Source organism: Kitasatospora sp. NPDC093679 (assembly GCF_040683455.1).
In the GTDB taxonomy this organism is placed as follows: domain Bacteria; phylum Actinomycetota; class Actinomycetes; order Streptomycetales; family Streptomycetaceae; genus Kitasatospora; species Kitasatospora arboriphila.
Genome location: NZ_JBFBDW010000063.1, coordinates 1 through 12,840 on the forward strand (window position 1 = coordinate 1; position 12,840 = coordinate 12,840).

Annotated in this window: 14 protein-coding genes and 1 riboswitch; of the genes, 8 read left to right on the forward strand and 6 right to left on the reverse strand. The window is 75.0% G+C overall.

Translation table 11 applies throughout. The features are described 5' to 3' along the window. Positions 1 to 91 precede the first annotated feature (91 nt). The 3 genes from AB0O09_RS33530 to thiO all read right to left on the reverse strand — a co-directional run bounded on the left by AB0O09_RS33530 (position 92) and on the right by thiO (position 2,264). Positions 92 to 889: a thiazole synthase gene (locus AB0O09_RS33530; protein WP_363548477.1), complete on the reverse strand. Its 798-nt coding sequence runs from the start codon at positions 887 to 889 to the stop codon at positions 92 to 94. A 2-nt stretch (positions 890 to 891) separates the two neighbouring features. Continuing rightward, positions 892 to 1,116 (reverse strand): sulfur carrier protein ThiS, encoded by a 225-nt coding sequence (thiS, locus tag AB0O09_RS33535; RefSeq protein WP_030262890.1) that lies wholly within the window; start codon positions 1,114 to 1,116, stop codon positions 892 to 894. Beyond that, positions 1,110 to 2,264 (reverse strand): glycine oxidase ThiO, encoded by a 1,155-nt coding sequence (gene thiO, locus AB0O09_RS33540; RefSeq protein ID WP_344625990.1) that lies wholly within the window; start codon positions 2,262 to 2,264, stop codon positions 1,110 to 1,112. Before thiO ends, thiS begins: the two co-directional genes overlap by 7 nt. After that, positions 2,259 to 2,371: riboswitch (TPP riboswitch) on the reverse strand. It overlaps the preceding gene by 6 nt. 68 nt (positions 2,372 to 2,439) lie before the next feature. On the opposite strand from thiO, the gene AB0O09_RS33545 reads away from it, so the two are divergent. From AB0O09_RS33545 to thiE, 3 genes are all read left to right on the forward strand, one after another. Continuing rightward, positions 2,440 to 3,642: an FAD-dependent oxidoreductase gene (locus AB0O09_RS33545; RefSeq protein ID WP_363548479.1), complete on the forward strand. Its 1,203-nt coding sequence runs from the start codon at positions 2,440 to 2,442 to the stop codon at positions 3,640 to 3,642. Positions 3,643 to 3,760: 118 nt separating this feature from the next. Further along, positions 3,761 to 4,126, forward strand: coding sequence for an Rv2175c family DNA-binding protein (locus tag AB0O09_RS33550; RefSeq protein ID WP_344625988.1), 366 nt, complete (start codon positions 3,761 to 3,763; stop codon positions 4,124 to 4,126). Then, positions 4,126 to 4,770, forward strand: coding sequence for a thiamine phosphate synthase (gene thiE / locus AB0O09_RS33555; RefSeq protein ID WP_363548481.1), 645 nt, complete (start codon positions 4,126 to 4,128; stop codon positions 4,768 to 4,770). Before AB0O09_RS33550 ends, thiE begins: the two co-directional genes overlap by 1 nt. 195 nt (positions 4,771 to 4,965) lie before the next feature. On the opposite strand, the gene AB0O09_RS33560 is transcribed toward thiE, so the two are convergent. After that, positions 4,966 to 6,090: a polyprenyl synthetase family protein gene (locus tag AB0O09_RS33560; RefSeq protein ID WP_363548483.1), complete on the reverse strand. Its 1,125-nt coding sequence runs from the start codon at positions 6,088 to 6,090 to the stop codon at positions 4,966 to 4,968. A 167-nt stretch (positions 6,091 to 6,257) separates the two neighbouring features. Between AB0O09_RS33560 and metF the strand changes: the two genes are divergently transcribed. Next, positions 6,258 to 7,172, forward strand: a complete 915-nt coding sequence (metF, locus tag AB0O09_RS33565; protein ID WP_363548484.1) for a methylenetetrahydrofolate reductase [NAD(P)H] — start codon at positions 6,258 to 6,260, stop codon at positions 7,170 to 7,172. An 87-nt stretch (positions 7,173 to 7,259) separates the two neighbouring features. Further along, the gene (locus AB0O09_RS33570; protein WP_363548485.1) at positions 7,260 to 8,099 is read left to right on the forward strand and encodes a hypothetical protein; all 840 of its coding nucleotides are present in this window, start codon (positions 7,260 to 7,262) and stop codon (positions 8,097 to 8,099) included. A 16-nt stretch (positions 8,100 to 8,115) separates the two neighbouring features. Here the strand turns inward: AB0O09_RS33570 and AB0O09_RS33575 are convergent, their stop codons facing one another. Together AB0O09_RS33575 and AB0O09_RS33580 are read right to left on the reverse strand one after the other, a co-directional pair. Further along, entirely contained in the window at positions 8,116 to 9,501 is a 1,386-nt protein-coding gene (locus tag AB0O09_RS33575) for an NAD(P)/FAD-dependent oxidoreductase (RefSeq protein ID WP_363548487.1), read from the reverse strand. 64 nt (positions 9,502 to 9,565) lie between these two features. Continuing rightward, positions 9,566 to 10,174: a DUF4126 domain-containing protein gene (locus AB0O09_RS33580; protein ID WP_363548489.1), complete on the reverse strand. Its 609-nt coding sequence runs from the start codon at positions 10,172 to 10,174 to the stop codon at positions 9,566 to 9,568. 594 nt (positions 10,175 to 10,768) lie between these two features. Between AB0O09_RS33580 and AB0O09_RS33585 the strand changes: the two genes are divergently transcribed. The 3 genes from AB0O09_RS33585 to AB0O09_RS33595 all read left to right on the forward strand — a co-directional run bounded on the left by AB0O09_RS33585 (position 10,769) and on the right by AB0O09_RS33595 (position 12,790). Then, positions 10,769 to 11,287 carry an SAV_6107 family HEPN domain-containing protein gene (locus AB0O09_RS33585; RefSeq protein WP_363548491.1) on the forward strand — a complete coding sequence of 173 codons (519 nt, stop codon included), beginning with the start codon at positions 10,769 to 10,771 and terminating at the stop codon, positions 11,285 to 11,287. 92 nt (positions 11,288 to 11,379) lie between these two features. After that, on the forward strand, positions 11,380 to 12,132 hold the full coding sequence (locus AB0O09_RS33590; RefSeq protein WP_363548493.1) for a methyltransferase domain-containing protein: 753 nt from the start codon (positions 11,380 to 11,382) through the stop codon (positions 12,130 to 12,132). A gap of 274 nt (positions 12,133 to 12,406) precedes the next feature. Further along, positions 12,407 to 12,790 carry a DUF3040 domain-containing protein gene (locus tag AB0O09_RS33595; protein ID WP_030262858.1) on the forward strand — a complete coding sequence of 128 codons (384 nt, stop codon included), beginning with the start codon at positions 12,407 to 12,409 and terminating at the stop codon, positions 12,788 to 12,790. Positions 12,791 to 12,840 lie beyond the last annotated feature (50 nt).

Here is a 12,840-nt window from a genome sequence, read left to right on the forward strand (position 1 = left end):
GTCCCGCTGCGGCAGCAACGGCTCGATCCGAGCCCACGCAGCATCCGTTATCTCTCCTCGACCCACCACAAGATCAATTATGAGACACGGCCTAGAACGCCGGGTGTTCGCGGGTGTCGAGGTGGGCGCGGCCGGCCATCTGGGAGGAGGCCTCGGCGTGGAAGCGGCGCGGGATGCGGCCCGCGCGGTACGCCAGCCGGCCGGCCTCGGCGGCCCGCTTCATCGCGTCCGCCATCAGCACCGGGTCCTGAGCCCGCGTCACCGCCGAGGCCAGCATCACCGCCGAGCAGCCCAGCTCCATCGCCAGCGCCACGTCGGAGGCGGTGCCCGCGCCGGCGTCCAGGACGACCGGCACGCCCGCGCCCTCCACGATCAGCTGGAAGTTGTGCGGGTTGCGGATCCCCAGGCCCGAGCCGATCGGCGACCCCAGCGGCATGATCGCCGCGCAGCCGACGTCCTCCAGCTTCCGCGCCAGCACCGGGTCGTCGTTGGTGTACGGCAGCACCGTGAAACCGTCGTCGACCAGGGTCTCGGCGGCGTCCAGCAGTTCGATCGGGTCGGGCAGCAGCGTCCGCTCGTCCGCGATCACCTCCAGCTTCACCCAGTCGGTGCCGAGCGCCTCGCGGGCCAGACGGGCCGTCAGCACCGCCTCGCCGGCGGTGAAGCAGCCCGCGGTGTTGGGCAGCACCCGGATCCCGTTGCGGGTCAGCACGTCGAGCACCGACCCCTGGGTCGAGGCGTTGACCCGGCGCATCGCGACCGTGGTCAGCTCGGTGCCGGACACCTGCAGCGCCTGCTCCAGCACCTCCAGGCTGGGGGCGCCGCCGGTGCCCATGATCAGGCGCGAGGTGAACGCCGTGCCCGCGATCGTGAACAGGTCGTCGGCCATCGTCAGCCTCCCTGGACGGCGGTGAGGATCTCCACCCGGTCGCCCGCGCCGAGCACGGTGGCCGGCCAGGCGCCGCGCGGCACCACGGCCTCGTTGACCGCCGCCGCCACCCCGGTGTTCGCGGCGGACACCCGGGCCACCACCTCGGCCAGCGTGGTGCCCGGAGGCAGTTCCTGCGGCTCGCCGTTGACGGTCAGAGGGACGGGCACCGGATCGGTGTTCAGCATGCGAGGGCCTTCGCGTGGAAACGGTCGGGGGAGAAGGGGGCGGCGAGCTCCGGGACGCTCCCGGTCGCCAGGTGCTCGCCGAGCAGGTCGGCGGTCACCGGCGTCAGCAGCACGCCGTTGCGGTAGTGGCCGGTGGCGGCGACCAGCCCGGGCAGCCGGGTCGGGCCGAGCAGCGGCGCGTTGTCGGGCGAGCCGGGCCGCAGCCCGGCACCGGTCTCCACCAGCGGCAGCTCGGTCAGACCCGGTACCAACTCGTGGGCGTCGCGCAGCAGTTCGTAGACCCCGCCGGCGGTCACCGTGGTGTCGAAGCCCTGCTCCTCGCTGGTCGCGCCGATCACCAGCTCGCCGTCCGCCCGCGGCACCAGGTAGATGTGCTGCCCGCGGACCACCGCCCGCACGTTGCGCGACAGGAACGGCCGGTACGCCTCCGGAATCCGCAGCCGCAGCACCTGGCCCTTCACCGGCCGCACCGGCGGCAGCACCCCCTCCGGCAGACCGGGCAGCAGATGGCTGCGGCAGCCCGCCGCCAGCACCGTCCGTCCGGCCGCGAGCTCGGCGCCGCCGTCCGTCCGCACCCCGGCCGCCCGGCCGTCCTCGACCAGCAGCTCGACCGCGGACTCCCGGTGCAGCACCACCCCGGCCCGCTCGCAGGCCACCACCAGCGCCCGGGCGAGGCGCCGCCCGTCCACCTGGTGGTCCCCGGTGACCAGCAGACCGCCGCGCACCCCCGGCGCCAGCATCGGCTCCAGCCGGCGGCACTCCCGGCCGGTCAGCCACTGCGAGTCCAGGCCCAGCCGGGCCTGGAAGGCGTGCAACTCGCGCAGTTCCTCGCGGTCGTCCGCGTCCAGCGCCACCGCCAGCGTCCCGGTCCGCCGGTAGCCGGTGTCCAGGCCCGTCACTTCGGTCAGCTCGGCCGCGAACGCGGCGTACCGCTCGTTCGACGCCATGCCCAGGCGCAGCAGCGGCTCCTCGCCGTACTGCAGCTCCGTCACCGGCGCCAGCATGCCCGCCGCGACCTGCGCGGCACCGCCGCCGGGCACGGGATCGACCAGGGCCACGGCCAGGCCGCGCTGCGCCGCCCGCCAGGCGACGCCGAGCCCGATGATGCCGCCGCCGACCACCAGCACGTCTGAATGGGACCGTGCCACGTCGCTGATTCTCCCTTCGCCGGCATGACCCGGATCAGGTTCGGACGGTCGCAGGCCGCTCCAGCCCGCCTCTCAGCCCGGTGCACCGGGCTCCCGTGTGGTGTGCACCCACCATAACGCCGGGTGTCGCCCACCCCGAAAGGGCGTACACGGGCTGGACACCCCGGCCGATAGGGTGGCCGCCGTGGCAGAGCTGAACGGAACGGACCGCGTCCTGATCGCCGGCACCGGCATGGCCGGCGCCCAGTGCGCCCTCGCCCTGCGCCAGGGCGGCTTCCGCGGGACGGTCGCGCTGGTCGGCGACGAGCCGCACCGCCCGTACGACCGGCCGCCGCTCTCCAAGGACGTCCTGCTCGGCAAGAGCGACTCCACCGCCTTCGACATCGACTGGGAGCAGCTCGGCGTCGAGCTGCTGCTCGGCCGCCGCGCCACCGGCCTCGAACCCGGCGTCCTGCACACCGACGCCGGCCCGCTCGCCCACGACGCCCTGGTGATCGCCACCGGCGCCGAGGCCACCACCCTGCCCGCCGCCACCGGCACCCGCATGCTGCGCACCCTCGACGACGCCCTCGCGCTGCGCGCCGACCTCACCCCCGGCACCCGGATCGCCCTGGTCGGCGCCGGCTGGATCGGCGCCGAGACCGCCACCGTCGCCCGGCAGCTCGGCTGCCACGTGACCGTCGTCGAGGCCGGCCCCGCACCGCTGCCCGGAGCCCTCCCCGCCGAACTCGGCGCCCTGATGGCCCGCTGGTACGCGGACGCCGGCGTCGACCTGCGCTGCGGCACCGGCGTCGCCGCCGTCGAACCCGCCGGCCTGCTGCTCGCCGACGGCAGCCGGATCGACGCCGACCACGTCGTTGTCGGCATCGGCGCCCGCCCCGCCACCCGCTGGCTGGCCGGCTCCGGCGTCGCCCTCGACGCGGCCGGCGCCGTCCTGGTCGACGAGCGGCTGCGCACCGGCGCCCCCGGCGTGTGGGCGGCCGGCGACTGCACCTCCTACCCCTCGCGCCGCTCCGGCACCCGGCTCACCGTCCAGCACTGGGACCACGCCCTGCAGTCCGGCGCCGCCGCGGCCGCCTCGCTGCTGGGCTCCGAGACCCCCTACGACCCGGTGCCGTACTTCTGGTCCGAGCAGTTCGGCCGCATGGTCCAGTACGCCGGCCGGCACGCCGACGCCGACGAACTGCTGTGGCGCGGCAGCCCCGACGAGCCGTCCTGGTCGGTGCTGTGGCTGCGCGGCGGCGCCGCCGTCGCCCTGCTCGCCGTGGACCGGCCCCGCGACCTCAACCAGGCGAAGCGGCTCATCGAGCGCGGCACCCCGCTGGACCGCGCCCGCGCCGCCGACCCGGCCGTCCAGCTGAAGGCCGCCGCGGCCTGAGCCGCGCCCACCCGGGGCCGCCGCCCTCGGCGGTCGTCCGGTCACGATCCGTCATCGGTACCGGGCTGGCCGGGCGGGCTGCGTGCGCGCGGGGCCCGGCAGGTGGCAGTCTGGTGCCGTGAGTGAGATCGATCCCAAGATTGACGCCCTGGTCCCGGCCTGGATGTACCTGCCCGACATCTCCGAACTGTGGGGTGTGCAGGTCACGGAGGTCCGCAACATGGTGAAGGCCAACACCCTGCTGGCCGTCCGCCGCGGCGAGAACAGGTCGCTGCAGGTGCCCGCCGCGTTCATCACGCCGGACGGTCCGGTCAAGCACCTGATCGGCACCCTGACCGTCCTGCGCGACTCCGGCTTCAGCGACGAGGAGATCCTCGAGTGGCTCTTCACCGAGGACCCGTCGCTGCCCGGCAGCCCCATCCAGGCCCTGCACGAGAACCGCGCCACCGAGGTCAAGCGCCGCGCCCAGGCGATGGCGCTCTGATGGCCTACCCGCGCGAGCAGCTGGCCGACGCCCGGCTCTACCTGTGCACCGACGCCCGCCGCGAGCAGGGCGACCTGGCCGAGTTCCTCGACGCGGTGCTGGCCGGCGGGGTGGACATCGTCCAGCTCCGGGACAAGAACCTGGAGGCCCGCCAGGAGCTGGAGTACCTGGAGGTCTTCGCCGACGCGGCCCGCCGCCACGGCAAGCTCTTCGCGGTCAACGACCGGGCGGACGTGGCGCACGCCGCCGGACCGCAGGTGCTGCACCTCGGGCAGGACGACCTGCCGGTGCCGGCGGCCCGCGCGATCCTCGGCGAGGACGTCCTGATCGGGCGGTCCTGCCACGCCGAGGCCGAGGTCGACGCGGCGGTCGCCGAGGCCGGCGTGGACTACTTCTGCACCGGCCCCGTCTGGCCCACCCCCACCAAGCCCGGCCGCCCGGCCCCCGGCCTCGGCCTGGTCTCCTACGCGGCGAAGGCCGTGACGGACCGTCCGTGGTTCGCCATCGGCGGCATCGACGGCAGCAACCTCGACGAGGTGCTCGCCGCGGGGGCGCGACGGATCGTCGTCGTCCGCGCCATCACCGCAGCCGAGGACCCGGGCGCGGCCGCGGCCTCCCTGGCCCGCCGCCTCCGCGACGCCTGAGGCCAGGCAGGCCCGGCGAGGGGTACCACAGGGGCGCGGGGAACTGCGCAGCCCGGGAGCGGCCGTCACGACGGAACGGGCCAAGCCGAGTTCCGTACGGTGACCCGCATCCGGATTGCGCGGTTCTCCCCCGGCCTTCGGCCGGGAGGTGCCCCCACACGCCCCTGGTGTGCATCCCCTGGTTCAAGCCGTTCGTCAGTGCTTGCGGACGGTGGCGGCTTCGGCGAGCGCGAGGAGGGTGGGGCGGGCGGGGCCGTCGGCGAGGGGGGCGGCGTCGAGGGCGGCGAGGGACTGTTCGAGGAGTTCCCCGATGCGCCGTTCGACGCGGTCGGCCGCGCCGCTGCGCTCCACCAGCCCGCGCAGGACGGGGATCTCCTCGGCCGTCAGGTCGGCCGCGCCGAGCCGCTCGTCGAGGTGCCGGGCGTCCGCGGGGGAGAGCCCCCGCATGGCGTGGGCGACGAGGAGGGTCCGCTTGCCCTCGCGGAGGTCGTCCCCGGCGGGCTTGCCGGTGACGGCGGGGTCGCCGAAGACGCCGAGCAGGTCGTCGCGGAGCTGGAAGGCCTCGCCGAGCGGCAGCCCGAACGCCCCGTAGGCCTCGACGAGTCCGGGTCCGGCGCCGGCGAGCAGGGCGCCGACCTGGAGCGGCCGTTCGATGGTGTACTTCGCGGACTTGTAGTGCAGGACGGTCTGCGCCCGGTCGAGCGCCCCGGCGTCGGCGGAGTCCCCGGCGACCGGTTCGAGGACGTCGAGGTACTGGCCGACCATGACCTCGGTGCGCATGAGGTCGAAGACGGGCTTGGCGGCCCGTACCGCGTCGTCCGGCAGCCCGGAGCTCTGGAACAGTTCGTCGCACCAGATCAGCAGCAGGTCGCCGAGCAGGACGGCGGCGCTGGCGCCGTACTGCTCGCGGTCGCCGCGCCAGCCGTGCTCGCGGTGCAGGCCCTCGAAGCGGCGGTGGACCGAGGGCAGGCCGCGGCGGGTGTCGCTGCGGTCCATGAGGTCGTCGTGGACGAGGGCGCTGGCCTGCAGCAGTTCGAGGGCGGCGGCGGCGGCGGCGATGCCGGGGTGGTCGGCGGCGCCGCCGGCGCCGCGCCAGCCCCAGTAGCAGAAGGCGGGCCGCAGCCGCTTGCCGCCGTCGAGCAGGAAGTCGCGCAGTGCCTCGGAGACCGGGCCGAGCTGGGGGGAGATGCCGGCGAGCAGGGTGCTCCGGCCGTCCATGAAGGCGGCGAGCGCGGCGTTCACGCGGTCACGCACGGCCTCCCGGTCGATCGGGTTGGCCGGCAGGCTGGTGGAGGAGGGCACGGTGGGACTCCGGATCATTGGGCTGACAATCAGCCTATCCGGCGGTCGTCCGGGGCCCGAATCGGTCGTCCGCGCCGGTCGGCGCGGACCCGCGGGTGGCCCCGGTCACGCGGTGTCCCACGTGCACGTCTCATTCAGTGGACTACGTTTGGTCACCCTCCGCGCCTGACCGCTAGCCTGCCAGCATGGCACTCGGCATCCCCTCCACCCGGACCGACCACGCGCCGACCGTCCGGGACCTGCTGGCGGCCGGTGACCGCTCGTTCTCCTTCGAGTTCATGCCGCCGCGCAACGAGGTCGGCGAGCGCCGCCTCTGGGACGCGATCCGCCGGGTCGAGGCGCTCGACCCCAACTTCGTCTGCATGACCTACGGCGCCGGGGGCTCCTCGCGCAGCCGGACGGTCAACATGGTCGGCCGGATCGCGACCGAGACCACCCTGACCCCGGTCGCCCACCTGACCGCCGTCGACCACTCGGTGGCCGAGCTGCGCAACATCATCGGCCAGTACGCCGACGAGGGCGTGCGCAACGTGCTCGCGGTGCGCGGCGACCCGCCCGGCGACCCGATGGGCGCGTGGGTCCGGCACCCGGAGGGCGTCACCTACGCCTACGAGCTGGTCGAGCTGATCAAGGGGATCGGCGACTTCTGCGTGGGCGTGGCCGCCTTCCCGCAGATGCACCCGCGGTCGGAGAACTGGGACGAGGACATCCGCCACTTCGTCGCCAAGTGCCGGGCCGGCGCCGACTACGCGATCACCCAGATGTTCTTCGAGGTGGAGGACTACCTGCGGCTGCGCGACCGGGTCGCGGCGGCGGGCTGCACCACGCCGATCATCCCGGAGATCATGCCGGTCACCAACATCCGGCAGCTGGAGCGCTTCCCGCAGCTGTCCGGCTCCGACTTCCCGGAGGAGCTGAAGGCCCGCTTCCTGGCCGTCGCCGACGACCCGGACGCGGTGCGGGCGGTGGGCATCGAGCACGCCACCGCGATGTCCGAGCGGCTGCTCGCCGAGGGTGCGCCGGGCCTGCACTTCATCACCCTCAACCACTCCACCTCGACGCTGGAGATCTACCAGAACCTCGGCCTGCACCGGCGCTGAGGCCGGTCCTGCCGAGGATGCAGTGGTGTTCGCCCGCAGCCTGTACAGTCGCCCGCACATGCGGGGCGCGCGAGTGGAGGTAGCAGGATGGGCATCGGGTACCTGCTGCTGTACGCCGCACTCGCGGTCGTCGCGCTCTGGCTGATCGCCGAACTGCTGCTGCAGAACCGTGCCCCGCTGGTGTGGCGCGGCGTCGCCCTGGCCGGCTTCCTCCTGGTGGTCGGCGGCATGCGGCTGCAGTCGGTGCTGGTCATCGGCATCGGCGCGGCCGCCTTCGCGGTCGGCCAGTTCTTCGTGACCACCTCGGTGAAGCGCGGTTTCGTCGCCGGCTGGTCGCTGCGCCGCGAGGACGGCGCCCTGCCCGGCCCGCTGGCCCGTGTCCCGCTGCTGAGCGCCGCCACCGGCGGTGCGGCCGGCGCCGAGGAGACGGCCCTGCCCGAGCCGCCGGTCGTCGGCGAGGTCGGCCCGGTCGAGCCCGACGTGGCCCTCGCCGCGTACACCGAGGTCGAGGAGGTCGCCGCCGACGGCGTCTACGCCGAGCCGCAGGCGTACCAGCAGCAGGAGCAGCAGGTCTGGACCCAGCAGGGCTTCCCGCAGCAGGCCGCCCACCAGGACGCGTACGCCCAGCAGCAGGCCGGCTACGGCTGGGAGCAGCAGTGGGCGGCGCAGCAGCAGGTCGCCCACGTCCAGTACCAGCAGGACGCGTACGGCCAGCAGGCCGCCTACGCGCAGCAGGCCGCCTACGCCCAGTACCAGCAGGACCCGTACGCCGCGCAGCAGTTCGCCGCCCAGCAGGCGCAGCAGTTCCAGGCCCAGCAGCAGGGCCAGTACTACCAGCAGGGCTGGGAGTACCAGCAGCAGCCGGCCGTCCCGCAGCAGCAGGGTCAGTACCAGCAGCAGACCTGGGACTACCAGCAGCAGGGCTGAGCCCGGCGGCCGGCCGTCAGGCCGGGCCGATCAGCCCGGCGGTGATCGAGGCGGACATGCCGACCCGGGCGAGCCCGCCGCCGGGGTGGGCGCCGCCGCCGATCCGGTACAGGCCCGGGACACCCGTCCCGTTCGGCGGGTTGAGGGTGCCGCCCGCCAGCGAGGGGACGGGCACCCACGGCGTGGACCGCACCTCGCGCCACAGCACCCGCTCGCGCAGGTCCAGCCCGGACTTCGCCAGGTGGTCGAGCAGGTGGCCCGCGTAGGCGTCCAGGTCGTCGCCCTCGCGCACCCCGCAGGTGACGGTGAGGGTGACCGCCTCGTGGTCGGCGTCCGGTACCAGGGAGGGGTCGTCCGGCCGCAGCACCTGCACGGTCGGCCCCTCGGGGACGCTGTCCTCGTGCAGCAGTGCCTCCATCTCCCAGCCGGCGTTCTCCGCGTGCACCACCGTCCGGTGCACGGTGCCCTCCGGCCGGGCCCCGCGCAGGGCGAGCAGCACCCGCACCCGGCCGAGCCCGCTGCCCGGCTTCTGCCACCCGAGGCCCGGGTCGGGCGAGGAGGAGAGCACCAGGTCGGCCTCGATCCGCTCGCCGTCGGCCGTGAGCACCCCGCAGGCCCGGCCGCCCGCGGTCAGCACCCCGGCCACCCGGGTGTCGAAGCGGAACTCGGCCCCGCGCTGCTCGCAGCGGCGGAACACCGCGTCGGCCAGCGCCCGGATGCCGCCGCGGACGTACCAGACGCCGAAGGACTGCTCCATGTACGCCAGCACGGTCGCCCCGGCCGGAGCGTCCGGCCCGAGGCCGAACCGGGTCGCGTACTCGGTGAGCAGCGCCGTCAGCCCGGGATGGTCGCCGAGTTCGCGGCGGGCCACGTCGCCGAGGGTGTACGAGCCGCGCGGCAGCCACTTGGCGGGGCCGCGGCGCGGCGGCCGCGGGTAGGGGTCGGCGAGCCGGCCCTCGGGCAGCGGCTCCTCCATCAGCGGGCGGCGGGTGGCCTCCCAGACCGCCCGGCCGCGGTTCATCACCTCGCCCCAGCGGTCGCCCGAGCCGGTGCTGAAGGCCGTGTCCAGGGCCTTGGCGACGCCGCCGCGGGAGGCGTTCGGCAGCACCAGGTCGGTGCCGTCGGGGAAGAGGTGCCGACTCTCCGGCTCCACCGGGACGAGGTCGACCAGCTGCTCCAGCGGCTCCCGGCCGCTCTTCAGCGCCAGGTCCCGGTAGACGGCCGGCAGGTTGAGCACGCCCGGCCCGGTGTCGAAGGCGAAGCCGCCCCGCTCGTACCGGCCGACCATGCCGCCGTACGTCGGGGCGGCCTCGCACACCGTCACCCGGTGGCCGAGGGTGCCGAGCCGGGCCGCTGCCGCGAGTCCGGCCATGCCTGCGCCGATGATGACGATCCGTGCCATGGGCGCTGAGTCTACGGGCGAACCCGCGCAGGTCACCCGGGGGCTGCCGCCCCCGGCGCCGTCGTCAGTACTGCGGCTGGACGGCCGCGGTGCGCGCGGCCCTGCGCTCGCGGCGGCGCTGGAGGAAGCGGCGGATGCGGGAGACCGCGAACCAGACCAGCAGCACCCCGACCACCAGCAGCACCGCGGCCGCCGAGGCCGCCACCCACGGGTGGAAGACCGCCAGGGTGACCAGGCCGGCCACCGAGAGGTCCTCCAGCAGGCTGACCACGATGTTCGAGGCCGGCTCGGGCGAGGTGTTGACCGCCATCCGCAGCGAGGCCTTGATGCCGTGGCTGACCAGCGCCGTCGTGCCGCCGAGCGCGCCCGCGGCGATCTCGCTCAGCGAGCCGGGGTCGTTGCTCGCCATCAGCACGCCGACGACGGTGCCCGCGGCCGGGCGGATCACGGTGTGCACCACGTCCCACACCGAGTCCACGTACGGGATCTTGTCGGCCACCGCCTCGCAGAGGAACAGCACCGCGGCGGCGATCAGCACGTCCGTGCGCTCCAGCGCCGGCGGCACCGACTCGGCGCCGCCGAACCGGCCGAACAGGCCGAGCAGCAGGACCACGGCGTAGGCGTTGACACCGCTCGCCCATCCGCTGGTGAAGATCAACGGGATGATGCTCAACTCTGCTCCCCTCCGGCAGGGCCGCCCGACACCCGGGCGGTCGGGACGTACCGTACCGGTGCTCCAAGGACGCGCCGCACGGCCCGCCGGTTCCCGGGCGCCGGCCCGCCCGGGGACTGAGTACGGATACTCAGGGCCACGAATGAGTACGCCGACGGATACCCCCTGACCTGCGGGGACGCCATAGTGGTGGGCGCCGGACGGGGTGAGCGCGAAGCACCGTCCGGGAAGCGACGGGGCCGTCCGCCGACCGTGGGGGACCGACGGGCCGGCCCGGTCGCGTGCACGGGCCGTTCGGGGCCGCGCACCGCCGGCACGGGGCGGCGGAGCGCGGTCCGGGGGGACGGCCCGACCGGGGGAGACCGGAGGCCGGGGGAACGGCCTCCGGCAGACGTGCGGGGCGGCGGCGCCCGGCCGGACGGCGACGGGGGTGCCGGTCCGGCCGCGGCGCCGCCGCCCCCGCCGCTCCTCCCGCCGCCGTGCTTCCCGCACCCCCGGCGGACCGTTCGCACCCGGGATTGTCAGTGGCGGTTGCCACGCTGGAGTGGCGCGGGCCGCCCGGCCCGGGCAACCCGCATCGGACCGGGGGAGACCATGACCATCAGCCGCCCCGAGCGCGTCACCCGCCACCCTGTCGCCGAGACCCTGCCCGCCGGACGCACCCGCCCCGCCGACGTCCACCCCGTGGTGCGCCGGACGGACGCCCCGCCCGCCGCCCTCGACCTGCTCCGCCAGGCCCACCGCACCCTCACCGCCGCCCGCGGCCTGCCGGACCCGCTGGAGCGCTACGCCACCGCCCACCTCGCCGCGCTGCGCACCACCGCCGCCGTGCTCGCGGTGCGCGGCCGGCCCGAGGGCAACCCGCGCCGCCGCAAGGCCATCCGCAGCGCCTGGGAGCTGCTGCCCGGGGTCGCCCCCGAACTCACCGAGTGGGCCGTCTACTTCGCCGCCGGCGCACGCCGACGGGCCGCCGCCGAGGCCGGCATCCGTACCGCGGCGACCGCCCGCGACGCCGACGACCTGATCCGCAACACCGGGCTGTACCTGCGGATCGTCGAGCGCCTGCTGGGGCTGAGTCCGGCCGTCCCCCAGCAGCCCCTGCCGCTGGCGTAGCGGCCCGCGGCCGTCGGGCGCCGTTCGGCCGGCACCGCAGGGCCTAAGGTGGTGGCGTTCGGTGATCGATCCCAGTACCGAGGAGCTCCGCCGTGTACCCGACGCGCCCCCGCAGTGCCCTGCGTACCGCCGTGGTCTGGGAGGTGCTGCGCACCGCCCTGGAGCAGCGCACCGCGGAGCTCGACCGGCCGGTGCTGGACGTCCTCGACACGGGCGGCGGCACCGGCAACTTCGCGGTGCCGGTGGCCCGGCTCGGCCACCGCGTCACGGTCGTCGACCCGAGCCCGGACGCGCTCTTCGCACTGGAGCGGCGCGCCGACGAGGCCGGGGTCACCGGCCTCGTCCGCGCCGTCCAGGGCGACACCCAGACGCTGCCCGAGGTGGTCGAGGCCGGCTCGGTGGACGCCGTGCTGTGCCACGGCGTGCTGGAGGTCGTTGACGACCCGGCACAGGCGCTCGGCAGCCTCGCCGGCACGCTGCGCAAGGGCGGCCTGGTGAGCCTGCTCGCCGCCAACCGCAACGGCGCGGTGCTCGCCCGCGCCCTGGCCGGCCACTTCGCCGACGCCCGCGCGGTGCTGGACGCCGAGGACGGCCGCTGGGGCGCCGGCGACCCGATGCCGCGCCGCTTCACCGGCGAGGAGCTGTCCGGCCTGACCGCCGGGGCCGGCCTCCGGGTGCGCTCCGTGCACGGCGTACGGGTCTTCGCCGACCTCGTCCCCGGGGTGCTCGTCGACACCGAGCCGGGCGCGATGGAGGCCCTGCTCAAGCTGGAGCTGGCCGCCGCCGAGGAGCCCGCCTTCCACGCCGTCGCCACCCAGCTCCACCTGCTGGCCGCCCTCGTCTGAGCCCGCCGCCGGGCGCCGCCGCGCCCCTTGGGCTGCGGAGATTCCGATGATCCGGGCACTTGTGCGCGGGCAGGGGCGTTGGCACCGGTGCAGGGCGGCTCCGAAGTGGTCGATGGCACGTGTCCACGACCACCCCGAACAGGCCCTGTGGACCGTATGATCTGGGTAAAGCCGGAAAGCATGACACCCGAACGCCTGGGGCATATGGACCTCACAGGATCAGGCCCAGGGGTGGCGGACCGGTCGCCCCGCGACCGACGAGTAGGAGGACTCCGTGCCGCTCTCGGAGCACGAGCAGCGACTGCTCGAGCAGATGGAGCGAGCGCTGTACGCCGAAGATCCCAAATTCGCGTCAGCGCTTGAGGGAACCGGCCTGCGCACCTACACCCGTCGGAGGGTCTACCTGGCCGCCGCAGGGTTCGTGGCTGGCGTCGGTCTCCTGATGGGAGGCATGGTCGCCCAGCTGATCTGGGTGAGCGTGATCGGTTTCCTGGTGATGCTTGGCTGCGCGGTCCTCGCCGTGACCGGATGGCGACGCGGTGCCCTCGGGCACGGATCGGGCCCCAAGGCATCCCCCGCTCCCCGCCGCAAGGCGAACGTGATGGACCGGATGGAACAGCGCTGGCAACGCCGCCGCGACGAACACGACGGCCTCTAGGAACCACCGGAAGCACGAGCGACCGACCGCCGGGGGCGGGCAGTTCACCG